The following is a 22,238-nucleotide window of genomic DNA, read 5'->3' as shown; positions in this document are numbered from 1 at the left end:
AAAAACGAAACACGTATGTTAGAAAGATTTGTAAGTCAGACAACTTTCTCCTCGCAAGAGGATTTCATCAAGAATTTTAGAGTAAATGTGCCTGAGAATTTCAATTTCGGGTACGACATCGTGGATGCTTGGGCAGCAGAACGTCCGGAAAAGAATGCACTGTTGTGGACCAATGACAAAGGCGAATGTATCCAGTTCACTTACGCCGATTTGAAGAAATATACCGATATGACCGCTTCTTATTTCCAGAGTCTGGGAATAGGCAAGGGCGACAAAGTGATGTTGATATTGAAACGCCGCTATGAGTTCTGGTTCTCGATTATCGCTTTGCACAAGATAGGAGCTGTGGCGATCCCCGCTACCCACCTGCTGACGAAGAAAGACATTGTCTATCGGTGTCAGGCTGCTACTATCAAGATGATTGTAGCTGCGGGTGAAGGAGTGATTCTGAAACATATCGTAGATGCAATGCCTCAGTCACCCAGCGTAGAAAAGCTGGTCAGCGTAGGTCCTGAGTATCCCGAAGGATTTGAGGATTTTCATAAAGGCATCGAAAATGCTGCACCTTTCACACGTCCCGCGAATGTAAACACCAACGATGACATCATGTTGATGTACTTCACCTCGGGCACTACCGGCGAACCGAAGATGGTGGCACACGATTTCACCTATCCTTTGGGACATATCACTACGGCGAGCTTCTGGCATAACCTGCACGAAGACAGCCTGCATTTTACCATTGCCGATACAGGCTGGGGCAAGGCTGTATGGGGAAAACTGTATGGGCAGATGATAGCAGGAGCTAACATTTTCGTCTACGACCACGAGAAGTTTACACCTTCTGATATTCTGAAGAAGATTCACGATTATCACATCACTTCACTTTGTGCACCTCCCACCATTTACCGCTTCCTTATCCGTGAGGACTTGAGCAAATACGACTTGTCTTCATTGGAGTATTGTACCACGGCGGGTGAGGCGTTGAACTATTCGGTTTACGAAACCTTTTTGAAGATAACGGGCATCCGCTTGATGGAAGGATTTGGACAGACCGAAACTACCTTGACACTTGCCACTTTCCCGTGGATGGAACCCAAGCCGGGAAGCATGGGCGTGCCTAATCCTCAATATCAGATAGACCTGTTGAAACCTGACGGCCGCTCTGCCGAGGATGGCGAACAAGGACAAATCGTGATACGTACTGACAAAGGCAAACCGCTGGGGTTGTTTAAGGAATATTATCGTGCGCCCGAACTGACCCGTGAGGCTTGGCACGATGGAGTATATTACACCGGTGATGTGGCTTGGCGTGACGAAGATGGTTACTATTGGTTTGTAGGACGTGCCGATGATGTCATCAAGAGTTCGGGGTATCGCATCGGTCCGTTCGAAGTGGAAAGTGCCCTGATGACCCATCCAGCCGTAGTAGAGTGTGCCATAACGGGAGTGCCTGATGAAATCCGCGGTCAGGTGGTGAAGGCTACCATTGTATTGGCAAAAGATTATAAGGCAAAAGCCGGTCCCGACTTGATAAAGGAACTTCAGGATCATGTGAAGCGGGTAACCGCTCCTTATAAATATCCGCGTGTGATAGAATTTGTCGAAGAATTGCCTAAGACTATCAGCGGGAAAATCCGCCGCGTGGAAATCCGGGAAAAGGACAATGGATAAATAAAACAAGACCGGACATCGTTGCTGGAATGCAGGATGCCCGGTCTTGTTATGGAACAAAATACGAAATTTTTATTTCTTAATGCGGTTGTAACGGCTCATGAACTTGTCTACACGTCCTGCGGTATCAACCAATTTTGATTTACCTGTATAGAACGGGTGAGAAGAACTGGAGATTTCCAACTTTACCAAAGGATAAGTTTCGCCTTCGAATTCGATTGTGTCTTTGGTTGCACAAGTTGAACGTGACAAGAACATGTCGCCATTTGACATGTCTTTAAATACTACCGGACGGTAGTTTTCAGGATGAATGCCTTTTTTCATTTCAGTATATACTTTTTATTGTTATTATTCAATGTTTTGTTGGTAACATCCGATTCTCTTTTCGGACATTGTTGTGTAATGGTTTGTTTCGGGTTGCAAAGATACGGCTTTTCTTTGAAATAGAAAAAGTTTTGGATGTTTTTTCACGAGAGAATTCGCAGATTTCTTGATTAAGGAGATGAAAACCGGAAATAAACAATGCTTTCTTTGTTTTTTATTCTTCAAAGGGGGGCAGGGTGTTTGGTTGTCAGCCGTTTGTTGTTTTTGCTACCTTCACTTTGCATCCTTGCTGATTCTTAAAAAAAACGTGTGAATTTTAATAAAACACCTTAACATGGATTGTTTTTTCGGGAAGAATGTGGTGGATTTGCCACATTTCTTTTTACATTTGCAATGGAATTAATTTCACTAACAATTATAAAACGTACAACAATGGTTAATTACAAAGACTTAGGCTTGGTAAACACCAGAGAGATGTTTGCTAGAGCAATTAAAGGTGGATACGCTATCCCGGCTTTCAACTTCAACAATATGGAGCAGCTGCAGGCTATCATCAAAGCTTCGGTAGAAACAAAATCTCCGGTTATCCTGCAGGTTTCTAAAGGTGCGCGTAACTATGCAAACCAGACCTTGCTTCGTTACATGGCTGAAGGTGCTGTAGCATTTGCTAAAGAATTGGGTTGCGAACATCCTGAAATCGTTCTTCACCTCGACCACGGAGATTCTTTCGAACTCTGCAAGTCTTGCGTAGACCTCGGTTTCTCTTCAGTGATGATTGACGGTTCTCACCTGCCTTACGAAGAAAACGTTGCTTTGACTAAGAAAGTCGTTGAATACGCTCATCAATATGATGTAACTGTAGAAGGTGAACTGGGTGTATTGGCTGGTGTAGAAGATGAAGTTTCTGCAGAACACCATACTTATACTAACCCTGAAGAAGTTATCGACTTCTCTAGCCGTACAGGTTGCGACTCGTTGGCTATCTCTATCGGTACTTCTCACGGTGCATACAAGTTCAAACCCGAACAATGCCACGTAGATCCGAAGACAGGTCGTCTGGTTCCTCCTCCTTTGGCATTCGACGTATTGGATGCTGTAATGGAAAAACTTCCGGGCTTCCCCATCGTATTGCACGGATCATCTTCAGTTCCTCAGGAATATGTAGACATGATTAATAAGTACGGAGGCAAGCTGGAAGCTGCTATCGGTATTCCTGAAGACGAATTGCGTAAGGCTGCTAAATCTGCAGTTTGCAAGATTAACATCGATTCTGACTCTCGTCTTGCCATGACAGCTGCTGTTCGTAAGGTATTGTTCGAAAAACCGGCTGAATTCGACCCGCGTAAATATTTGGGCCCGGCTCGTGACGAAATGGAAAAGATGTACAAACACAAAATCGTTAACGTATTGGGCTCAGACGGCAAGTTGGCTCAATAATCATTGCTTGTAAAAAGCATAAAAACTTTATACACCTATAACTATAAATGTGAGCCGCCCCTTCGTGATGGAGGAGCGGCTTTTTTGCATCCTGCTAATCAGGATTGAAAAGGAGTTGGCAGAAGTTATCGGCCACCGGGCTGGGAGTTATACCATGCGCGGTATGGATTTGTGCATTGCTCAGCACATTTCGTACCGCTTCCGTAGAGTGCACATCCTCTCTATCCTGTGGCATATACAAAATACATAAATGAATGCCGCGGAAATATATCAGCCATTTGAGGCTTGCATTTCAAGTAGGAAGAAGCTTATTCTACTACCCATTTCGGGTCGTGCGGGAAGGTGACACGCGGATTGTAGTACATTCTTTCTTTGTCAGGGATGCGGAGGTAGTACGTTTTCGAGCCGTGAACGTGCAGGGTACGTGAGCGGAGCCAGGGATTCATCGTGCGCAGCAGGGCGTATGTGATGCCTTGGCTCTTGGCGAAACGGGGCAAGTCCTCGATGGTTTCTTCTACTTTGATTTCACGGTAAGGGATGGGAGGATAGAGATCGGATGCGTGCAAGCGGAAACCAAAACGGGTGGGGTCGGCAAACAGCATTTTGGCTGCAAGGATGCGGTAAACATAGCGGGCAGTTTCTTCAACCAGTTGGAGGTCAAGGGCATCTTCTTCGTATTGCCGGTCGAGCTCACGCGAGATACGTCCTTGTCCGGCATTGTAGGACGCAGCTACACTTATCCAGCTTCCGAAACGTGCATAAGCTTGTTTCAGATAGCGGCAGGCGGCACGGGTAGATTTCTCTACGTGGTAGCGCTCATCGACTGAATGGCCTACTTCCAGTCCGAATTCGCGTCCTGTGGCGGGCATAAATTGCCATAGACCTGCTGCGCCGGCAACTGAACGTGCCAGTGGATTGTTGTTGCTTTCAATAGACATCAGGTATTTGAAATCATCGGGCACGCCGTTTTCGCGCAGGATCGATTCTACAATGGGAAAGTAGCGGTTGGCGCGTTTAATCATCTGCAAAGTGGTACTGTGCATATATGAAAAGGCTAGCAGTTCGCGGTCCATACGTTCGCGGCGGTCAAAGCGGGCAAGCGAGATGGTTTCGCCACAGAAGGTCATGCTTTGTGGCACTTCGATGCAACTGTTGGACAATGTGGCAGAAGAGGATGGCTTTTCGGAGGTTTGTGCCCATAAGGATAGGGTACAGGCAACCAGTGCCAGAAAAAGAGCAGTCGCAGACAATCCGAAAGGGAATGATATTTTCATTTTCTTATGAGGGTTATTCTTCAAGGGTAAAACTTTTCAGTATGGTTTCAGGAAGTGGGTCGGCAGGGTCGGTGTATACAATAGAAACATAGAAGCCGCTCGTGTCTTCTTTGGTGAGCAGGTAACTGTACAGACATTGGTCGCTTTCACAATTTCCGCGTAGGAACACTCCGTAGAATTGCGGAAGTTCGAAATCGACGGTAGGGCTTTGCTGGGTCACTTCGTCATCTGTCGCAACGTTTTTCAATTCTTGGGCTATTTCTGAACGTTGAATGCCTTCACCGTCGAGCAGTTGCACTGTGATGAAATAAGTGGGGGTGCTGATGATGTAACCTTCTTCCGAGTCGTCTTCTACGGTATAGCCTGCGGGTGCCTGGAAGGCAATCCCGTAGGCTTGCCATGCAGCAGGTTGTAAACTCTCGGCACTTACGTCGCTTATGGCAAGTGTGATGATAAGAAGAAATGCCACGGCAATTGTTTTCATACCTGTCTCCGTTCTACTACTTTTCGTGCATATACTTCTTCTTCCTTATTCACCATAACCAATACTTCTCCTCCTATTCCGGAATAAGGTGAGGTTACGGCGGAAAGAGTTTCGTCTTTCAACATTGCTGATACGCCTGCTGATTCCAATAATCCTTTTATCAGTTCGGCTTCCCACAGACCACCTCTGTAGACTTCTACTAATGAACCATACGATTTTGCTTCCATAACTGTATATTTTTAGTTTATCTATAACCAAAGATAGGAAAGTTTTATGAAAAGAGGAAATTAATGGGCAAAAAAGTATCGGATTCATCGAAAGAATCTTACATTTGTGTGGATAAAAAGGACTTGAATGTGTAAAAAGGAATAAGTGTATGAATATTACCGACACCTTACAGAAAGTGAGACAAGCATCGCGTATGTTGCCTCTGCTGGAAGAAAAACGTATCAATGAAGTGCTGCGGGCTGTATCGGAAGCTATTATCAGGCAGACTGATGACTTGTTGAAGGCGAATGCCGAAGACTTGCGGCGCATGAATGAGAGTGACCCGAAATATGACCGTTTGAAGTTGACTCCCGAACGTTTGAGAGGCATCGCTTCGGATATGATGAATGTGGCTTCGCTGCCTTCTCCATTGGGCAGGATATTGGAAGAAACGGTGCGTCCTAACGGATTGCGCCTGAAAAAGGTGAGTGTGCCTTTCGGGGTCATCGGCATTATCTATGAAGCGCGTCCCAATGTGAGCTTTGATGTGTTCTCGCTGTGTTTCAAGAGCGGAAGCGCTTGCGTATTGAAAGGCGGGCATGACGCGGATTGCTCGAACCGTGCCATCGTATCTTTGATTCACGAAGTGTTGCAACGGTTTAACCTGGATGCACATCTCGTGGAACTCCTTCCGGTGGAGCGGGAGGCTACGGCGGAACTGCTTCATGCCGAAGGGCTGGTCGACTTGATTATTCCTCGCGGGAGCAAAGGATTGATAGACTATGTGCGCCGTGAAGCCACCGTGCCGGTTATCGAGACAGGGGCAGGTGTGTGCCATACGTATTTTGATGTAGCGGGTGACTTGAAAAAAGGTGCTGCTATCGTGAATAATGCCAAGACACGCCGGGTAAGCGTATGCAATGCCTTGGATTGCTTGCTGGTGCACCGGGAACGTCTGGCGGACTTGCCTGAACTGTGTGCGCCCCTGCAGGCATCGCAGGTGATTTTGTATGCGGACGGACCTGCCTGTCAGGCACTCGAAGGGCATTATCCCGCCGCATTGCTTTGTCCTGCCTCGCCGGAAAGTTATGGCACGGAATATATGGATTATAAAATGGCTGTCCGTACCGTGTCGGGTATAGAGGAAGCACTTGCCCACATCGATACCTATAGTTCGAAGCATAGCGAATGCATTGTGACGGAGGATAAAGCCGCTGCTGCTTATTTCCAGCGCATGGTAGATGCGGCATGTGTGTACGTCAATGCACCCACATCGTTCACCGATGGCGCCCAGTTCGGGTTAGGGGCTGAGATTGGCATCAGTACGCAGAAGCTCCATGCCCGCGGACCGATGGGCTTGCGCGAGATTACCACTTACAAGTGGTTGATAGAAGGAGATGGACAGATTCGAGATAATTAATAATAGACAATTAATAGTTATAACTGTATGAGAACTTACACGAATGTATTTGACTTGGGCGACCTGAAGACCGCCCTTTCCGAAGCTTTTGAAATCAAGAAAGACCGGTATAAATATGAGGCATTGGGCAAACACCGCACTTGCTTGCTGATATTCTTTAATAATAGCTTGCGCACACGGCTTAGTACTCAGAAAGCCGCACGCAACCTGGGCATGGACGTAATTGTGCTCGATGTGAACCAGGGAGCGTGGAAGCTGGAGACCGAGCGTGGCGTGGTGATGGACGGAGATAAGAGCGAGCACCTGTTGGAAGCTATTCCGGTGATGGCATCCTATTGTGATATTATCGGCGTACGCTCGTTTGCCCGTTTCGAGAGCCGCGAGGATGATTATACCGAAAAGATTCTGAATCAGTTTATCCAATATTCGGGCAAGCCGGTATTCTCCATGGAAGCAGCTACGGGACATCCGCTTCAGGCTTTTGCAGACTTGATAACCATTGAAGAATATAAGCGTACAGAGCGTCCGAAGGTGGTTTTGACATGGGCGCCTCATCCGCGTGCCTTGCCTCAGGCTGTGCCCAATTCGTTTGCCGATTTCATGAACGAAGCCGATGTGGATTTTGTGATTACGCATCCTCACGGCTACGAACTCGACCCGAAGTTTGTACGTGGCGCCAAAGTAGAATACGACCAGATGAAGGCTTTCGAAGGAGCGGATTTCATTTATGCAAAGAACTGGGCATGTCCGGGTGTGACCAATCCTGCCGATTATGGTAAAGTGTTAAGCAAGGACATGAGTTGGACGGTAGATACAGAGCACATGAAAGTGACGAATGACGCGTTCTTCATGCACTGTCTTCCGGTACGCCGTAACATGATTGTGACCGATGATGTGATAGAGGCTCCTACTTCGTTGGTAATCCCTGAAGCTGCGAACCGTGAAATTTCGGCAACGGTCGTGCTGAAACGTATGTTGCAAGCGTTGTAAGTTAATAGTTGCTAATGAATAATGCGAATCAGGAGTTAAACGTAGTTATGTTTCACGGGAGTTATCACTTCGTTCAGGAGTTATACTTCACGCGGTATTTATTTTGTGCATTTTGTATATGCCACGTAGTAGAGACGATGTGCACATCGTCTCTACAGAAGCGGCGCAAAAAGGTATTGGCATCTAACTCCCAGCCCGCACCGGCGGGCGATAACTACCTATAACTCCCTTTTAACTCCTGATTGGCATTATTTACTATTTTTCCACTTCCTTGCCGTATTCTTTCCAATTGTCAAATCCTTTGTCGAGGTTGTAGACTTTATATCCTAAGTTGGTAAGGATGCGGGCGGCGTTCCGGCTTCTGCGTCCGCTTTTGCAGTATACAGCCACAGGACGGTCTTTGTCGAGCATTTCTTCGGAAGCAGCAGCAAAATGGTCTTCCAGTGCATTGATGTTCAAGCTGCCCGGAATGTGCCCTTCACTATATTCTGCTACCGTACGCACATCTACCCGTTGCACGTTTTCATCTTGAATCAAGCGGTCGAACTCATCGGCTGTGAGATTCTTGAATTTGTCTTGCGGTCTGGCACTGCATGCCATCAGTCCAAGCAGGCAAACAATTACGAAAAAAAAGAAATAAAGTGGTTTAATCATAAGGCTTGGTGTTTTTTTTGTTGTTATTTGTGAGGGAGGGCGTTATTTTCTCCATTTTCAATAAGTAAAATCTCTGTAAGTTTCTCCCTCTTTATATGTATTGAGCCTGAAGCGTATTTTGTCTCCTGTATGCAAGGTGTCCCGATAGCGGCGGAGCGGTACGGAAAGATAAGCCTGTTCCGTAAAAGCTTCATAGTCGTTGTTGCTGTTATGGAAGAGTTGCAGGTTCAGTGTACGTATGTCCGAAGCATCGGCTGATATGCTGTCTTCTATGAAATAGAAAGCATGTGTCTGGTCTTTTCGCCGTACTTCTAAAATCAGGTTCAGGTAATCGCCCGAACGCCAGATGCTCTGTATGTCCACGGGATCGGTATAAATGCTGTCTTTCCATGCACCTGCCTTGACGGGGTAAGGAGAAATTACCGTTCTGCTGGAATAGAGTATGGCTTCTGGTTCATTTCCGTCCGTTTGCTCATTCAGAATTTGATATACAGATACCGTGCGGTATAGGGTATCGGCACGAAGACCGTCCAGACCTTCTCGAGGTTGTACGGCATAATGTTCGCCATCATCAGCTATCAGGTGGGTAATGGTTCCGGTTGCATCGGTCTGGAGATCGATGAATTCTGTTATGACGCTGGGGTATACATAGGTTTCTTCCTTGCATGCAGTCAGTAACAGACATAGGAAGGAAATGTATGCGAAGATACGTTTGGTCATGTGTGTAATGCTTTCAGGTGGTTGATGACAGGGTTGGCATACATCGTAAGAATGCAGCGGCGTAAGAACGGCAGGTCTTTATTGGGTAAGTCAATCAGTTCGAGCCTTTCTTGCAGGTATGTTTCAAATTTTGTCACGTCGGCAGCATTGTATTGTCCGGTAAATTTTTGTGTATCTTCCAAAAGGTCGCAAGCGATATAGTTTCCCGGATATAAGCGATAGTTGAGGTGGATATGCTGGTCGATAAGTTGGGCAATCTTTAAGAAAAGTTCGTTTTTGGGGCATCCTCGTAAGGTCTCCAGTTCATCGTTGATGCACGGTGCGGTCTGGAAATACACTTTTCCTTTGTATCCGAAGATACCGGTCTGCATATTGGTCAGGTCGTCTTGCTGGCTTTTCTTGAAGTTTTCGATATCTCGCTTTTGCTGCATTTCCTTGGCTTTCAGGAAATCGCACGGGTCGTATTCATACGACAAGGAAGTGGGAACAATGTTCAGCTCCTTCAGGTAGTCGATGGTGTCTCCTGTGCTTCCCAGTGCCAGCATTTTCAGTACACTTTCTTGTGTCCGGTCGTTCGAATCCTTAGCGCGTCCTTCCCGTTGGGCTATCCATACATTTTCTTTTTTCTGTGTAATGGCAAAATGAATATAGCGTGACATGCGTGCAGATGAAAGTAACATCTGGCGCATACTGAGGGCACGCTGCACGATGAATGATTTGTTCACTCGTACCAGTTTCTTGATCCATGGGTAGATAAGCAGGTTGTCACCGATAGCTATTTCTACTGTAGTAGGGAAATGGTTGTCTAGCAGTCCGAGGGAAAGAAATCCAGGGTCAAGCACGATATCACGGTGATTGGATATGAAGGTGTAGTTCTTTTCCTTGTCGGTCAGTGAAGAAGCATTCAGTGTGAAGCCGTCGCTGTGTTCTTTGATGATTTGGTGCAGCAACGGATAGAATATGGTTTTTTGTACTTCCAGGTTGTTTTTGCACTGGTGCAGCTTATGGCTCAGCATATCAAGAGGCATGCCTGGCATAATCAGGCTGATGACAGCCTGAAAAGCGGGGTCGGCAAGTAGTTCATCGAATATCTGTGGAAGCTCTTCTGGGGTATACGGACGTATTTCATCGAATTCGGCTGGAATGTTCATGGCGTTTGGTTTTAAATTTTGTCTTCAAAGGTAAGCATTTTAAATGAAGAATGAAGAATTAAGAATGAAGAATTCCATGCAGGCAAAGCAATTCTTCATTCTTAATTCTTCATTCTTCATTCCGAGAAGTTGTCTTCTATGATGTCGGTCATAATTTCTTCCATATTGATGCCTGCGGCACGTGCTTGCTGTGGAATGAAGCTTGTTGCGGTCATTCCCGGAGTGGTGTTGATTTCAAGCAAGTTGATTTTTTCGCCTTCGGTGATGATATAGTCTACACGTACCAATCCTTTGCATCCCAGAATATCGTAAATGGCAGAGGTGAGCTTTTGTACGCGTCCGGTCAGTTCGGGACTGAGACGTGCGGGGGTGATTTCGGTCACCTGTCCGTTGTATTTGGCATTGAAATCGAAAAACTCGTTCTTGCTGACCACTTCCGTGATAGGCAACACCACCGACTTGTCCCGTGTCTTGTAGCATCCGTTCGCCAGTTCAATGCCGTCCATATAGGCTTCTATCATGGCGTCATCCGATTCGGCGAAAGCCGCTTGCAGGGCAGGTTGGATTTGTTCTTTGGTTTTCACCTTGGTTACGCCGAAGCTCGAACCGCTGGCATTGGGCTTGATAAAACAAGGCAGTCCGATTTTCTCGATTACTTCTTCATCGCTGATGCCGTTCCGTTTGTGTACCAGCATGGATTCTGCGATACGTATCCCGAAGCTTTTCAGATATTGGTTTGTCATGAACTTGTTGAAAGTCAGTGCGGATACCAATACGTCACACGTGGAGTAAGGGATGCCGAGCAGTTCGAAATAGCCCTGCAGGATGCCGTTCTCGCCCGGTGTGCCGTGGATGGTGATGTAGGCGAAGTCGGGCTTTATCTTTTGCCCGTTCTCCATAAAGCTGAAGTCGTTTTTGTCGACCGTGCTCTTCGAGCCGTCTTCCAGGATGGCATTCCAGCCTTTGTGTCCCAACTCTATGGTATATACTTTATAAGTTTCTTTATCGATGAAGGAATAAATTCCTTCTGCACTTTTCATGGAAACATCGTGTTCCGATGAGTCTCCTCCTGCTACGATAGCAATGATACGTTTCATGATTCTTCTCGATTACTGATGTATGCTCTCCATTTTTCCAGCAAATGTGTCATGTCTTCGGGCAATTCGGAAGTGAAAAACAGTTCCTTGCCTGTGCGGGGGTGAACGAATCCCAGTGTCTTGGCGTGCAGCGCTTGCCGGGGACAAATGGCGAAGCAATTGTTCACAAATTGTTTGTATTTACTAAAATGAGTTCCTTTCAATATTTCGTGCCCTCCGTAACGCTCGTCATTGAACAGTACGTGTCCGATGTGTTTCATGTGTACACGTATCTGGTGCGTGCGTCCGGTTTCGAGTACGCATTTCACGAGGGTGACATATCCCAGACGTTCCAGTACCTGATAATGCGTTACGGCATGTTTCCCTTGCGTAGGGTCACTCATCACCGCCATCTGCATACGGTCTTTCGGGTTACGCCCGATATTGCCCTCGATGGTTCCTTCGTCTTCATCGATGATGCCCCATACCAGTGCATTGTATTCACGTTTTGTAGTTTTGTTGTAGAATTGCATGCCTAGATGGGTTTTGGCATCCGGAGTCTTGGCTATGACCAACAGGCCGGACGTGTCTTTATCTATACGGTGCACCAGCCCTACTTGTGGGTCGTTCGGGTCATACGTAGGCACATTGCGCAGGTGCCAGGCGATGGCGTTTACCAACGTGCCGTGATAGTTCCCGCAACCCGGGTGTACCACCAGCCCCGCCGGTTTGTTTACCACCATCAAGTCATCGTCTTCGTACACAATATCCAGAGGGATGTCTTCGGGGATAATGTCGTTTTCATACCGGGGACGGTCCATCATGACGGTCAGTACATCAAGCGGCTTTACTTTGTAGCTGCTTTTTACGGGTTTCCCGTTTGCCATGACGTATCCGTTATCTGCAGCCGTTTGGATACGGTTGCGCGATGCGTTGACGATACGTTCAAACAAATATTTGTCGATGCGTACCGGTGTTTGCCCTTTGTCTACGGTAACCCTGAAATGTTCGTATAATCCGGACGAGGAGTTTACCGGTTCGATATCGTCCAATGAGTCGTCCAGCTCAGTGATGTCGTTTTCTTCCATTCGTCTGTTTGTATTGTCTTTTTTAGAACCAAGAGTCATCTACTTGTGCTTCGCTTTCCTGTTTCAGGTTGAGTCCTAAAGTATCGGTAGCAAGGGAGTCACGCAGGTGAGTGTTTCCGATGCACAACGTCAGGACAGCCTCGAATGGCACTTTGTCACCCGACTTCAGGCTCTTGCCCCGATATTTGATGCCATATACCCAGTCTTGTTCTCCAGGTACCAGTTCCGGTTCGGTCAGTTTGAATTTCATGGCTTTCAGCTTTGCAGCAGCCTGACGTACGGAACTGTTGTCGATAATGTCGGGGATTCGCACACGGGGAACCTCCCGTGTGTTTATAGTAAGATATATGGTACGTCCTTCTTTTACGCGCATGCCTCCTTCAGGCTTTTGTTCGAGTATGATGCCCGGAGAGAGTTCTTTCACGTATGTAGAGTCTACCACTACGCCCTGCATGTTTTGGTTCTGAAGCAAGAGTTGTGCTTGCTCCAATGACTTGTGCTTGACGTTGGGGACAAGATACGATTGCCCATGATGTGTATAGGCATCCAGCCAGAACAATGTTCCGCCAATGGCTGCCAGAATCACTACCACCATTCCGATGATGTTCAGCCAGAAGAAGCGGTTTTGCTTGAACGAGAAAAAATCTTTCAGCTTTATCATAATCTTAGTCTTATGAAAATCAGTCTTTGGTTATGCCTGCAAAGATACAATAAAAAAGAAAAGCCACAAAACACTGTCTCAGCATCTTGCGGCTCTTAGCTTTTTCTTTTGTCTCGGACTTATGCTTTAACGCCGTTATATTCGTCAGAGACAGTCAGTTTCTTACGACCTTTAGCGCGGCGTGCAGCCAATACGCGGCGGCCATTAGCAGTTGCCATTCTTTCACGGAAACCGTGTTTGTTTTTTCTCTTTCTGTTCGAGGGTTGATAAGTTCTTTTCATTTTTCGTATCTAATTATGTTATTATTCCATGCGTTCGGGCTGCAAAAGTAGTGACTTTTTTTAAATAAACCAAATGGCTAAATCATTTTTAGACAAATCTTTTTGTGTTTTTTCGTGATTTAGATTAATTTTGCACCCGAATTGATAGTGATGAATACAAATCAATAATAACATAAATAAAGAATTCAGTTATGATTAATGCTCAAGACATTAAGATTGGAACCGCAATCCGTATGGATGGCAAGTTGTATTTTTGCATCGACTTTTTGCATGTAAAACCGGGTAAAGGAAATACCTTTATGCGTACGAAGCTGAAAGATGTGGTAGACGGATATGTGTTGGAACGCCGCTTCAACATCGGCGAAAAGCTGGAAGATGTACGTGTAGAGCGTCGTCCTTATCAGTACCTTTATAAAGAAGGTGAAGATTATATCTTTATGAATCAGGAGACTTACGAACAAGTGCCCATCGCTCGCGACCTGATTGAAGGCGTTGATTTCTTGAAAGAAGAAATGGTGGTAGATGTCGTATCAGATGCTTCTACAGAGACTATTCTCTACGCTGAATTGCCGGTGAAGGTACAGCTGAAAGTGACTTATACCGAACCGGGTTTGAAAGGTGATACAGCTACCAATGCCACCAAGCCTGCTACGGTAGAAACAGGTGCTACCGTACGTGTACCTTTGTTTATCAACCAAGATGAAATGATTGAAGTGGATACACGCGATGGTTCATACGTTGGCCGTGTAAAAGCTTAATCAGGTATATACCTTATTATATATAGGCTGCGTTTTCGGTAAGGGGGAATGCAGCCTAACTTTTTTAGAACCTGTTTTAGAAGCTGTTTTGAATTTCTCCAAAAAGTTTTTCTTGTCTTGATGTATCCGTTTTCGTGTGTGCTTTGGGCGATTTTTTGGTCTTTTTCGCTCCTGTTCTTCGTCAGATAGCCCGCTATCTTCCTCATCACAGAAGCGAAAATGCCTCAAAAACTCATCCCAAATCATCGCACGATAAATTCAAAACAGCTTCTTACTTATAACATTATGTTATGAGAGAAATTCAAAACGGTTTCTAAACAGGTTTTTATCCGAATCTGAAATTTGTGCCGATTGATAGGCTGATTTTTGGCTTATTTATGATATCCTTTTAAAAATGGGACAAAGATTATATAAATAGACCTTGTATATATTGGGAATTTGTCCCATTTTTGCGCTTGATTTACAACAACTCGTATAAGATATTTGTTGATTAACTAAACTTTAATTAGAAAGAAATGAAAAAGAATTTGTTTTTTTATGTGTTTGCCGTGCTTTGCACGATGCCTTTCTTCACTTCGTGTAGTGATGATGACGAAGATACTCCGGTAGTGATTCCGGTGAGTGAAGAAATTGCCGGGAATTATAAAGGTACCTTGGACGTAACTGTAGATGGTCAGAAATTGGCTTCTGTAGCCCAACGGATAAGTGTTGCAGAATCTGGTGATAATGCTATAAATCTTTCTATTGCAGATTTTTCGTTTTTAGGAATAGAAGTAGGGGATATTGATTTGAATAATTGTGCGCTGACTCCTAATGGTGAAAGATATGATTTTACGGGAGTGACTACAGTTGAAAGCACAATTCTTACAGCTGATGTAAATGCAACCGGTTATTTCAATAATGGCGGTCTGCATATAGATTTGGATATTGATGCAACGCTGGGAGGGCAAAAGCAGGCAGTGACTGTTACTTACGATGGAACCCGTCTGACTGGTAACGAAAGCAGTGCGGCACAAATTACATCTTTCACATTCGATACATCAGTAGCTGCTAATGCAGCAGTACTTTCTCAACCGGTAATAGATGAGGCAAATGCTACTATTACTTTCAAGGCAGAAGAAGGTGGTGATGTAAGTGCTTTGGTTCCGACTATTGAAGTTTCAGCCGGTGCTACGGTAACTCCGGCAAGCGGTTCGGCTGTAAGTTTTGCAAGTGGCTCGGCTACATTTACTGTAGTAGCTGAAGATGGTACTTCTAAGACTTATACTGTTTCTTGCAGCATGGGTAGCCTTATCCAGTACGATTTCGAAACATGGGCTACTCCCGAAGGTGCTATGTATCCCGAAGTGGTAAATCCCGAAGGCTGGGCTACTTGTAACGATGCCGTAGCCTTGATAAAGAACTTAGGTAGTTTGGGAGGCATTACTTATACGGGTGAATATCCGGTACGCCAGACTACAGATGCTTATTCGGGAAGTACAGCTGCTATGCTGGAATCGGTTGATACGCAAGGTGGAAATATTTTTGGACAAACCATACCGAAGGTGACTGCCGGTTCTATGTTCTTGGGTACGTTTAATGCTTTTGCTGCTATGACTGACCCGATGGCAACGACTGAATTTGGTATTCTTTATGATAAAAAGCCTGTGAAGGTATCAGGTTATTATAAGTACACTCCGGGTGCAGAGTTTTATAATGCTGCAGGGGAATTGCAGGCAGACCAGAAAGATGCTTGCGCCATCAGTGCTGTTTTGTATGAAGTGGAAAGTGAAGATGAAACGTTGAATGGAAGTACTATCTATACATCAGACAAGATTGTGGCAATGGCTTCTTTCAGTTCTGGAGAAACTGTAGCTGAATATACTCCGTTCGAACTGAATTTGGAATATGTAAAGGACTATGATGCCAGCAAGACATACAAGTTTGCCGTTATCTTCTCGGCAAGTGCAGACGGTGCGGCTTATAATGCGGCTGTAGGAAGTACATTGTATATTGATGATGTAACGATAGAAAATGAAGCTGTAACAGAATAAATCTGTATACATCTGATAATGTCAAAATAGTGAATCATCCTGAAATCGGAAAGTAAATTGTTGGTTTCAGGATGATTTGTTTTTTGTCAAAATGCATGTTTGCCAACAGCCAATACATACTCCTGAAAAATGAATATATACTGCATGTGCGGTTGAATATATACTTCATCGGCGGTTGAATATATACTTCATCAGCAGTTGAAGTATATCTTCATCAGCGAATGCAGTGCTACTGCGTTTTCAACCCTAGCTGGACTGGCTGATTGCGGACATGCGTATTGGGCAATTATTGTCCATAGGCATACCTGAAATCATTTTATGTGATGTTCCCAAGTGTGGTAGAGGCTTTGCCATTGAGGATAATTTCTTAAAGTTTCCTGTATTCCAGCGGACTGATACCCACATAGCGTTTAAAATATTTGCCGAAGAACGAGATGTTGGCAAAGTTCAGCGAGTCGGAGATTGCCTGTATGGTGAGGTTGGTCGATTTCAGTTGTGACTTGGCATCCATAATAACCATCGATGAAATGACATCAATGCATGTCTTGCCCGTTATCTGTTTTACTACGGCGCACAGATGTGCATGCGTAATACCCAGTTTTTGTGCATACCAGCTTACGTTGCGCGTCTGGTTGTAGTGTTGGGTGACCAGTTGCATGAAGCTGCGGCATATCAGTTCGCTTTTCGACAAGGAAATCTTGTCATAATGCCGGCTTTTGTAGATGATGGAGATACCCGTATGAACGTCAGCATATAGGTTGGGGGCTATTTCCTGGCGTATTTTTTCGTTGAATTGTTCGTACATACCTATCAACATCTGCAGGTATTTTTCCATCATGAGTGCTCCTTCGGATTTTAGTGGGATAACTGGCCGCCCTAACGTAAGGAAGATTGCGTCCAGCATGGAACGCGACTGTCCGCTCCGTTCGATAAATCCCGAAGAAAATCCTAGAAAATAGATTTTCAGGTCACCTCGTACTTCGTTTATCTGGAAGATGGTGCCTGGCATCAGTGTAATGACGTCGTTGGGCCGCACTTGTATTTCGTTCAGGTTGACCATGGCTTCCACTTCTCCAGCAAGGCACATTACAAACATTTCACATTTCAGCCTTACGGGATAATGTGCATACAGGCTCAGCAGGTCTTTGTTGATGTCAGTACCTATCACCCAGTCTTCGGGCAGGTCTATCTTAGGCAATTCTTTTTCGTTTGTTTCCATGCTATTGATTGGTGTTTGGAGGCAAAGTTACTTTTTAATCTTGAAATCCGTCATTATCAGGTATAAAAGATTTTTTCAAATTAACAATTGAGACACACGTAATGTCTGTACCGGACGATTGTTTATCACGAAGGACATAGAGTCTCGGTCAATTGCGGCGATTCCGTACAGGCAAGGTGGTGAAGCGTTTTGTGTCTTTGCGTTCAGTTGATCAATAGACAAAAAAATACCGGATAATAAAAATAGAACAAAAATAATAAAAATAGATATTGTGAGTTTTTGTGAAAGATTGCAATTTTGCAGACGAAAAAATAACAATACAAAGAGTAAACGGGGATTCCGTATGTTTGGACTCGGGAATGAATGTGTTTACCGGATCCTAAGAAAAGGACAATATGAATGATGCTCTATGGTTTATATTCCGGTTATGGTGAAGAAAATACAATATATGTACGTTGGTGGAGTTACCGGAAACTTAAAAAACAAAAATGGATGAAAGGCTAACAAGCTTAAAATTAAGTAAAGTAGTAGAGCATCGTAATTATTGAAGAAAAGGCCAAAATGCTAAAAAAAGAACAATTGGGAAAACTCAAACTTAAATACTTAAAACTAGAACAACAACAATTTTAACATGAGAAAGATGAAAAAGTATGTAGTAATGTTTTGTGCGCTGTTAGTGATGGGTGCATCTGTTGCATCCTGCTCTTCAGATGAGGAGGTGGTGCAGGGCGCAACAGAAGGCAAAGGCTTGGTGAAGCTTTCGCTGAATGTAGGGACAGAGTTCCAGTCGCGGGCTATTACCGAATCAGATTACACCAATTTGGCTAACTATACCGTACAGATTCTGAAAGACGGGAATGTAGTAGACGGTTGTGAATGGACAGGTACGACTATCCCACAAGATTTGATAGAATTGGATAACGGAAGTTATACGGTGCTCGCTTTTACTGGTGAAGACTACAAGGGGGTTGGTGCTACCACGAAAGGAATGTATGTGGAAGGAAGTGCTGGCTTTAATGTGAACAGTGACCAAACGGCGACTGCCACGGTGAACTGCACCCCACAGTGTGCACGGGTAACGGTGAACTTCGATGCCAAGATGGCAGATTATTTCAATGATTATTATGTGGTGTTTACCGGAACTGATGCTTTGGGTGAAGGTAATTATACATGGAATAAGGATAATGCCGACCCCGTCTATATGGCGGTCACAAGTTCAGAAAAACTTACCGCTACCATTAAGCTGGTAGATAAAGAAGGAAAAACTGCCAGTGATATTGTAAGGACACACGATATCAGTGCTGCCAAGGCATGGAAGCTGAACATTGCTCCAGTAGTGGAAGAAGCGACTGGAAATGTGGGTATTACTATTGAGATAGACAATTCGGTCAATGATATTCCTATCGATATCGAAATCCCTTCGGATTGGCTTTAATAGATAAACAAACTTTAAAACAGAACAACGTATGAAATTATTCAATACAATAACGGCATGTCTGCTGCTTTGTGCCGGTCTCGTATCGTGCGAGATGAAAGATGAACTGAAAGGCAGCGGTGCGGGGACTTCCGAAGTGGGATACCTGAACTTGGGTGTAGCGGTCAACGCTTCGCAAAACAGTGTGGTTTCGCGTGCGGATAATGCAAACAATGATGGTGAAAATGTAGGTGTAGCAGTCAGTGCCGATGATTTCCCGGTAACCATTATTGGTGTGACTGACCCTTCTTACTCCAAGGAATACGAAAGCTATGCAGCCTTGAAGGCGGAAAACGGGGGCAAGGTGGAACTGCCCATAGGCGAATATACCGTAACGGCACATTCCAATGCTGAATTGAAGCCACAGATGGCTGCTCCTTATTATGAGGGTACGACACCTATTAAGATAACTGCAGGGGTGGAATCTTCTGCCGAGGTAAAATGTACCATGAAGAACATGAAGATTCAGCTTACTTATACAGCAAATTTCTTGGCGAAGTTTGAATCGTGGTACATTACGATAAGCGCTGGTAACAATACCTTGGAATTTGACGAAACAGACAAGAATCCGGCTGCAGTTTATTGGCTAGTAGCAGAGAATGTTACAGAAATCAAGGTCGATATTACTGCTACGCCGACGGGCGGAGGACAGCCGGTTCCCGATTCTCGTGTCTTGTCTAAACCTGATGGCAGCAATTGGGCAGGCAGCGATGCGTTGACTATCCAAATGGAAGAAAATACTTCAGATGATCCGACAGGTATCCAAGGTAGCGGAATTACGATTAATGCAAGTGTTTCGTTTGATGAAGATTCAGAAGATGTGCCGGTAACGGTTAAGCCGGGTAATGATGGTGATGATGACAATAAAGAGCCGGAACCGCCGACTCCAACTCCAGAACCGGAATTGCCTACTGTGACATTCCCGCAAAATACATATACATTACCTGCGGATGCTTCTAAGAATGCGGATGCTGCCATTACATCTACAGCCAAAGGTGGATTACAGAGTGTAAAAGTTCAGATTATCGGTGGTAATGTTGGTTTCGCGGGTATTACTTCAGAGATGGGGTTTGCAGATGGACTGGAACTTGTTGGAAATACAACTTTAGGTCCCGTTATTGGTGCCATTGTTCAAGGCTTGGAAATGCCTCAAGCAGGGGATACGAGTTATACATTTCCTGTAGGAGGTTTCTTCGAAATTTTGCAACAAATGGGAGCGACTACCGCTGAGGATGGACATGTATTTAACATTACGGTGACCGATGCGAATGGTACAGCTTCTGAAAGTTTAAGTGTAAAAGTCACAGAGTAAAGAGAGGAGGATTAGAACAATGAAACGCATATATACTATTTTATTAATAGCAAGCACCCTCTTCTTCTTTGCTTGTCAGCAAGAAGAAAACTTGGCAGGAGGGGCTACGGGGTATCTTCGCTTGACGGTAAACGAAGACATGAGTACCAACTCGCGTGCAGATGTGCCCGAAGGTTATAAACCCGAACAAATCGCTGTGCAGATTGTAAACGCAGAGGGCGAGACAGTAGAAGAGACTGAAGACTGGAAATTGTGGCAAAATAAATCCATTGAACTGCCTGTAGGTACGTACACCATTAAGGCTTCTTCCAATGGATGGGACGGACAGGCTGCCGGTTTTAATATTCCTTATTATACAGGCAGCAAGGAAGTGACGATTGCAGCGGATAAGGAGGTTAATGAAACCATTACGTGTACGCTGGCAAATGTGAAAGTGACCGTGAACTTTGATAAGGCATTGCTTGCAAAAGTACGTTCTGTTGCGGCAACTGTTGACAACGATGCTGTATCGAACGGCACATCGGCTACTTACAGCTTGGCTTTTGAGTCTACGGAATCCCGTTCGGCATATTTTCCGGTATCAAGGTTGTTCGCGAATATTACAGTGGTGAACAATGAAGGTGTTTCGAACTCGATGCGTAAGGAGTTGACCGATGCGGAGGGTAATCCAGTGAAAGCCCGCGATCATTTCATCTTAAATATTAAGGAGTCGGGTACAGGCGAAAGCGGCATTTCGGTTACTGTGGATCCTACTACGCACGAATATTCGTATACCTTCAATGTATCGACCAAACCTACCAGCGGAGCGACTATGACAGCAGGTGCATGGGATCGTTTGGCATACTTGCAAGCTACGAATGTAGTTCCCGGAACAGGCGTAAGCACCGAGGGCATGAAGTTTCAATACCGGAAAGCTTCGGAAACTGCCGTGTTGGCTGAAACAGATGAGACTTCGTGGATAGACGTGGTAACGACAACAGAAGAAAACAAGTATACTGCGATGCTGACAGGATTGACTGCTGAAACGGCATACGAATACCGCTTGGTAAATGGCAATGGAGATGTAATCTCTACTCAGTCGTTTACTACGGGTGAAGCAGATGCACAGACTGCATTGCAGAATGGAGGATTTGAAGATTGGTGTACAATCCAAACTCAAGGATTGTTTGGCAAAGTAAATACGGCTTATCCTAATGCTTCTGCTGATGTCAATTTTTGGGATACCAGTAATACAGGTGCTAATACAATGAGTACGAATGATCCGACAAGCAGTGTAACCTCTCCCATTGTATCAGGAACGCATGCTGCGAAGTTGGAGTCGAAAAAAGTAGTCATTGCTTTTGCTGCGGCAAGTTTGTACACTGGAACTTTTGGTAGTGTTCAAATGTCATCCATGAGTGCAACGCTTAATTTTGGACAACCTTTTACTTCTCGCCCAATCGCATTGCATGGATATTATCAATACACACCGGCAAATGTGGATAATGTAGGCGATAATTTGCCTGCTGATGCAACTGTTTCCGAAGGTAATCCTGACGAGTGTTCTATTTATATAGCTATGGCTAAAAAGGCTTATGAAATAGATAATAGTAATCCTGATACATTTATAGATTTTGAAGGTGATGACAATATTATTGCATATGGTACGATTGAGGGCGATTATGTAAAGACGAATGGAGCTGCAAATGGTTATACCGAATTTACCATTCCTTTGCAATACAAGGAAAGTCAATTTGGTGCGATACCGACCCACATCATCATTGTTTGCTCGGCAAGTAAATACGGTGACTATATGACAGGTGGTGAAGGCAGTACCCTCTATGTAGACGATTTCAGCCTTGTCTACGAAGGTACACCCGCTATTTGGAAAAACAAGTAAATAATAAGTATTAAGTAATGTCATCCTGAGCGTAGCGAAGGATCTCTGCCACTTGGTGTGGATGTACGCGAGATTCTTCACTTCGTTCAGAATGACATTTGTAGCGTCTAAGCATTTATACATCG

At 44.8% G+C, this 22,238-nt stretch carries 22 protein-coding genes; 9 read left to right on the top strand and 13 right to left on the bottom strand.

Annotation, left to right across the window (positions count from 1 at the left end; translation table 11 throughout):
- The first annotated feature begins 15 nt into the window (after positions 1–15).
- Entirely contained in the window at positions 16–1,671 is a 1,656-nt protein-coding gene (locus B5G04_RS03335; RefSeq protein WP_022038819.1) for an AMP-binding protein, read from the top strand.
- Between the two features lie 72 nt (positions 1,672–1,743).
- Here B5G04_RS03335 and B5G04_RS03330 read toward each other — a convergent pair whose 3' ends face one another.
- Positions 1,744–1,995, bottom strand: a complete 252-nt coding sequence (locus B5G04_RS03330) for a type B 50S ribosomal protein L31 (protein WP_022038818.1) — start codon at positions 1,993–1,995, stop codon at positions 1,744–1,746.
- A gap of 432 nt (positions 1,996–2,427) precedes the next feature.
- Here B5G04_RS03330 and B5G04_RS03325 point away from each other — a divergent pair, with 432 nt between their 5' ends.
- On the top strand, positions 2,428–3,432 hold the full coding sequence (locus B5G04_RS03325; RefSeq protein ID WP_087250948.1) for a class II fructose-bisphosphate aldolase: 1,005 nt from the start codon (positions 2,428–2,430) through the stop codon (positions 3,430–3,432).
- Between the two features lie 308 nt (positions 3,433–3,740).
- Here B5G04_RS03325 and B5G04_RS03320 read toward each other — a convergent pair whose 3' ends face one another.
- Genes B5G04_RS03320 through B5G04_RS03310 form a run of 3 tightly spaced genes read right to left on the bottom strand, consistent with a single transcriptional unit; the run spans position 3,741 to position 5,417 of the window.
- Positions 3,741–4,706, bottom strand: coding sequence for a lytic transglycosylase domain-containing protein (locus tag B5G04_RS03320; protein ID WP_087395851.1), 966 nt, complete (start codon positions 4,704–4,706; stop codon positions 3,741–3,743).
- Between the two features lie 13 nt (positions 4,707–4,719).
- Entirely contained in the window at positions 4,720–5,190 is a 471-nt protein-coding gene (locus tag B5G04_RS03315) for a hypothetical protein (protein WP_087395736.1), read from the bottom strand.
- A complete protein-coding gene (locus B5G04_RS03310) occupies positions 5,187–5,417 on the bottom strand; it encodes a DUF2007-related protein (protein WP_022038814.1) in 231 nt (76 codons plus the stop codon). Before B5G04_RS03310 ends, B5G04_RS03315 begins: the two co-directional genes overlap by 4 nt.
- A gap of 149 nt (positions 5,418–5,566) precedes the next feature.
- Between B5G04_RS03310 and B5G04_RS03305 the strand changes: the two genes are divergently transcribed.
- Positions 5,567–6,817, top strand: a complete 1,251-nt coding sequence (locus B5G04_RS03305; RefSeq protein ID WP_087250953.1) for a glutamate-5-semialdehyde dehydrogenase — start codon at positions 5,567–5,569, stop codon at positions 6,815–6,817.
- Positions 6,818–6,844: 27 nt separating this feature from the next.
- Positions 6,845–7,807 carry an acetylornithine carbamoyltransferase gene (locus B5G04_RS03300; protein WP_087395734.1) on the top strand — a complete coding sequence of 321 codons (963 nt, stop codon included), beginning with the start codon at positions 6,845–6,847 and terminating at the stop codon, positions 7,805–7,807.
- 255 nt (positions 7,808–8,062) lie between these two features.
- On the opposite strand, the gene B5G04_RS03295 is transcribed toward B5G04_RS03300, so the two are convergent.
- The 7 genes from B5G04_RS03295 to rpmH form a co-directional block, all read right to left on the bottom strand.
- Positions 8,063–8,461 carry a rhodanese-like domain-containing protein gene (locus B5G04_RS03295; RefSeq protein WP_087251120.1) on the bottom strand — a complete coding sequence of 133 codons (399 nt, stop codon included), beginning with the start codon at positions 8,459–8,461 and terminating at the stop codon, positions 8,063–8,065.
- Positions 8,462–8,518: 57 nt separating this feature from the next.
- Positions 8,519–9,181 carry a NigD-like C-terminal domain-containing protein gene (locus B5G04_RS03290; protein ID WP_087395732.1) on the bottom strand — a complete coding sequence of 221 codons (663 nt, stop codon included), beginning with the start codon at positions 9,179–9,181 and terminating at the stop codon, positions 8,519–8,521.
- On the bottom strand, positions 9,178–10,332 hold the full coding sequence (locus B5G04_RS03285) for a 1-acyl-sn-glycerol-3-phosphate acyltransferase (RefSeq protein ID WP_087395729.1): 1,155 nt from the start codon (positions 10,330–10,332) through the stop codon (positions 9,178–9,180). Before B5G04_RS03285 ends, B5G04_RS03290 begins: the two co-directional genes overlap by 4 nt.
- Positions 10,333–10,448: 116 nt before the next feature.
- Positions 10,449–11,429 (bottom strand): D-alanine--D-alanine ligase, encoded by a 981-nt coding sequence (locus B5G04_RS03280; protein WP_022038809.1) that lies wholly within the window; start codon positions 11,427–11,429, stop codon positions 10,449–10,451.
- Positions 11,426–12,496 carry an RluA family pseudouridine synthase gene (locus tag B5G04_RS03275; protein ID WP_087251124.1) on the bottom strand — a complete coding sequence of 357 codons (1,071 nt, stop codon included), beginning with the start codon at positions 12,494–12,496 and terminating at the stop codon, positions 11,426–11,428. The genes B5G04_RS03280 and B5G04_RS03275 overlap by 4 nt, the downstream gene beginning before the upstream one ends.
- A 22-nt stretch (positions 12,497–12,518) precedes the next feature.
- Positions 12,519–13,157, bottom strand: a complete 639-nt coding sequence (locus B5G04_RS03270; protein WP_087395727.1) for a PASTA domain-containing protein — start codon at positions 13,155–13,157, stop codon at positions 12,519–12,521.
- 119 nt (positions 13,158–13,276) lie between these two features.
- Positions 13,277–13,438 (bottom strand): 50S ribosomal protein L34, encoded by a 162-nt coding sequence (gene rpmH, locus B5G04_RS03265; RefSeq protein WP_022038806.1) that lies wholly within the window; start codon positions 13,436–13,438, stop codon positions 13,277–13,279.
- Between the two features lie 191 nt (positions 13,439–13,629).
- On the opposite strand from rpmH, the gene efp reads away from it, so the two are divergent.
- A complete protein-coding gene (gene efp, locus B5G04_RS03260; protein ID WP_022038805.1) occupies positions 13,630–14,196 on the top strand; it encodes an elongation factor P in 567 nt (188 codons plus the stop codon).
- Here efp and B5G04_RS03255 read toward each other — a convergent pair whose 3' ends face one another.
- Entirely contained in the window at positions 14,197–14,442 is a 246-nt protein-coding gene (locus tag B5G04_RS03255; RefSeq protein ID WP_158100026.1) for a hypothetical protein, read from the bottom strand.
- 269 nt (positions 14,443–14,711) lie between these two features.
- Here B5G04_RS03255 and B5G04_RS03250 point away from each other — a divergent pair, with 269 nt between their 5' ends.
- The gene (locus tag B5G04_RS03250) at positions 14,712–16,229 is read left to right on the top strand and encodes a PCMD domain-containing protein (RefSeq protein ID WP_239414017.1); all 1,518 of its coding nucleotides are present in this window, start codon (positions 14,712–14,714) and stop codon (positions 16,227–16,229) included.
- Positions 16,230–16,596: 367 nt separating this feature from the next.
- Here B5G04_RS03250 and B5G04_RS03245 read toward each other — a convergent pair whose 3' ends face one another.
- Positions 16,597–17,448, bottom strand: coding sequence for a helix-turn-helix transcriptional regulator (locus tag B5G04_RS03245; RefSeq protein ID WP_087251131.1), 852 nt, complete (start codon positions 17,446–17,448; stop codon positions 16,597–16,599).
- Positions 17,449–18,079: 631 nt separating this feature from the next.
- On the opposite strand from B5G04_RS03245, the gene B5G04_RS03240 reads away from it, so the two are divergent.
- Genes B5G04_RS03240 through B5G04_RS03230 form a run of 3 tightly spaced genes read left to right on the top strand, consistent with a single transcriptional unit; the run spans position 18,080 to position 22,113 of the window.
- On the top strand, positions 18,080–18,883 hold the full coding sequence (locus tag B5G04_RS03240) for a DUF4493 domain-containing protein (RefSeq protein ID WP_087251133.1): 804 nt from the start codon (positions 18,080–18,082) through the stop codon (positions 18,881–18,883).
- Between the two features lie 31 nt (positions 18,884–18,914).
- On the top strand, positions 18,915–20,234 hold the full coding sequence (locus B5G04_RS03235; RefSeq protein ID WP_087251134.1) for a DUF4493 domain-containing protein: 1,320 nt from the start codon (positions 18,915–18,917) through the stop codon (positions 20,232–20,234).
- Positions 20,235–20,253: 19 nt separating this feature from the next.
- Entirely contained in the window at positions 20,254–22,113 is a 1,860-nt protein-coding gene (locus B5G04_RS03230; RefSeq protein ID WP_087251136.1) for a DUF4493 domain-containing protein, read from the top strand.
- Positions 22,114–22,238 lie beyond the last annotated feature (125 nt).

The sequence above is a fragment of the Bacteroides sp. An51A genome (assembly GCF_002161565.1).
GTDB lineage: Bacteria > Bacteroidota > Bacteroidia > Bacteroidales > Bacteroidaceae > Phocaeicola > Phocaeicola intestinalis.
This window is presented reverse-complemented; position numbering and strand designations above follow the sequence as displayed.

What these genes read in the sequence shown, in the direction of transcription:
- B5G04_RS03335 (WP_022038819.1), top strand. Translation starts at nt 16, where the DNA reads ATGTTAGAAAGATTTGTAAGTCAGACAACTTTCTCCTCGCAAGAGGAT.
- B5G04_RS03330 (WP_022038818.1), bottom strand. Translation starts at nt 1,995, where the DNA reads ATGAAAAAAGGCATTCATCCTGAAAACTACCGTCCGGTAGTATTTAAA.
- B5G04_RS03325 (WP_087250948.1), top strand. Translation starts at nt 2,428, where the DNA reads ATGGTTAATTACAAAGACTTAGGCTTGGTAAACACCAGAGAGATGTTT.
- B5G04_RS03320 (WP_087395851.1), bottom strand. Translation starts at nt 4,706, where the DNA reads ATGAAAATATCATTCCCTTTCGGATTGTCTGCGACTGCTCTTTTTCTG.
- B5G04_RS03315 (WP_087395736.1), bottom strand. Translation starts at nt 5,190, where the DNA reads ATGAAAACAATTGCCGTGGCATTTCTTCTTATCATCACACTTGCCATA.
- B5G04_RS03310 (WP_022038814.1), bottom strand. Translation starts at nt 5,417, where the DNA reads ATGGAAGCAAAATCGTATGGTTCATTAGTAGAAGTCTACAGAGGTGGT.
- B5G04_RS03305 (WP_087250953.1), top strand. Translation starts at nt 5,567, where the DNA reads ATGAATATTACCGACACCTTACAGAAAGTGAGACAAGCATCGCGTATG.
- B5G04_RS03300 (WP_087395734.1), top strand. Translation starts at nt 6,845, where the DNA reads ATGAGAACTTACACGAATGTATTTGACTTGGGCGACCTGAAGACCGCC.
- B5G04_RS03295 (WP_087251120.1), bottom strand. Translation starts at nt 8,461, where the DNA reads ATGATTAAACCACTTTATTTCTTTTTTTTCGTAATTGTTTGCCTGCTT.
- B5G04_RS03290 (WP_087395732.1), bottom strand. Translation starts at nt 9,181, where the DNA reads ATGACCAAACGTATCTTCGCATACATTTCCTTCCTATGTCTGTTACTG.
- B5G04_RS03285 (WP_087395729.1), bottom strand. Translation starts at nt 10,332, where the DNA reads ATGAACATTCCAGCCGAATTCGATGAAATACGTCCGTATACCCCAGAA.
- B5G04_RS03280 (WP_022038809.1), bottom strand. Translation starts at nt 11,429, where the DNA reads ATGAAACGTATCATTGCTATCGTAGCAGGAGGAGACTCATCGGAACAC.
- B5G04_RS03275 (WP_087251124.1), bottom strand. Translation starts at nt 12,496, where the DNA reads ATGGAAGAAAACGACATCACTGAGCTGGACGACTCATTGGACGATATC.
- B5G04_RS03270 (WP_087395727.1), bottom strand. Translation starts at nt 13,157, where the DNA reads ATGATAAAGCTGAAAGATTTTTTCTCGTTCAAGCAAAACCGCTTCTTC.
- rpmH (WP_022038806.1), bottom strand. Translation starts at nt 13,438, where the DNA reads ATGAAAAGAACTTATCAACCCTCGAACAGAAAGAGAAAAAACAAACAC.
- efp (WP_022038805.1), top strand. Translation starts at nt 13,630, where the DNA reads ATGATTAATGCTCAAGACATTAAGATTGGAACCGCAATCCGTATGGAT.
- B5G04_RS03255 (WP_158100026.1), bottom strand. Translation starts at nt 14,442, where the DNA reads ATGATTTGGGATGAGTTTTTGAGGCATTTTCGCTTCTGTGATGAGGAA.
- B5G04_RS03250 (WP_239414017.1), top strand. Translation starts at nt 14,712, where the DNA reads ATGAAAAAGAATTTGTTTTTTTATGTGTTTGCCGTGCTTTGCACGATG.
- B5G04_RS03245 (WP_087251131.1), bottom strand. Translation starts at nt 17,448, where the DNA reads ATGGAAACAAACGAAAAAGAATTGCCTAAGATAGACCTGCCCGAAGAC.
- B5G04_RS03240 (WP_087251133.1), top strand. Translation starts at nt 18,080, where the DNA reads ATGAGAAAGATGAAAAAGTATGTAGTAATGTTTTGTGCGCTGTTAGTG.
- B5G04_RS03235 (WP_087251134.1), top strand. Translation starts at nt 18,915, where the DNA reads ATGAAATTATTCAATACAATAACGGCATGTCTGCTGCTTTGTGCCGGT.
- B5G04_RS03230 (WP_087251136.1), top strand. Translation starts at nt 20,254, where the DNA reads ATGAAACGCATATATACTATTTTATTAATAGCAAGCACCCTCTTCTTC.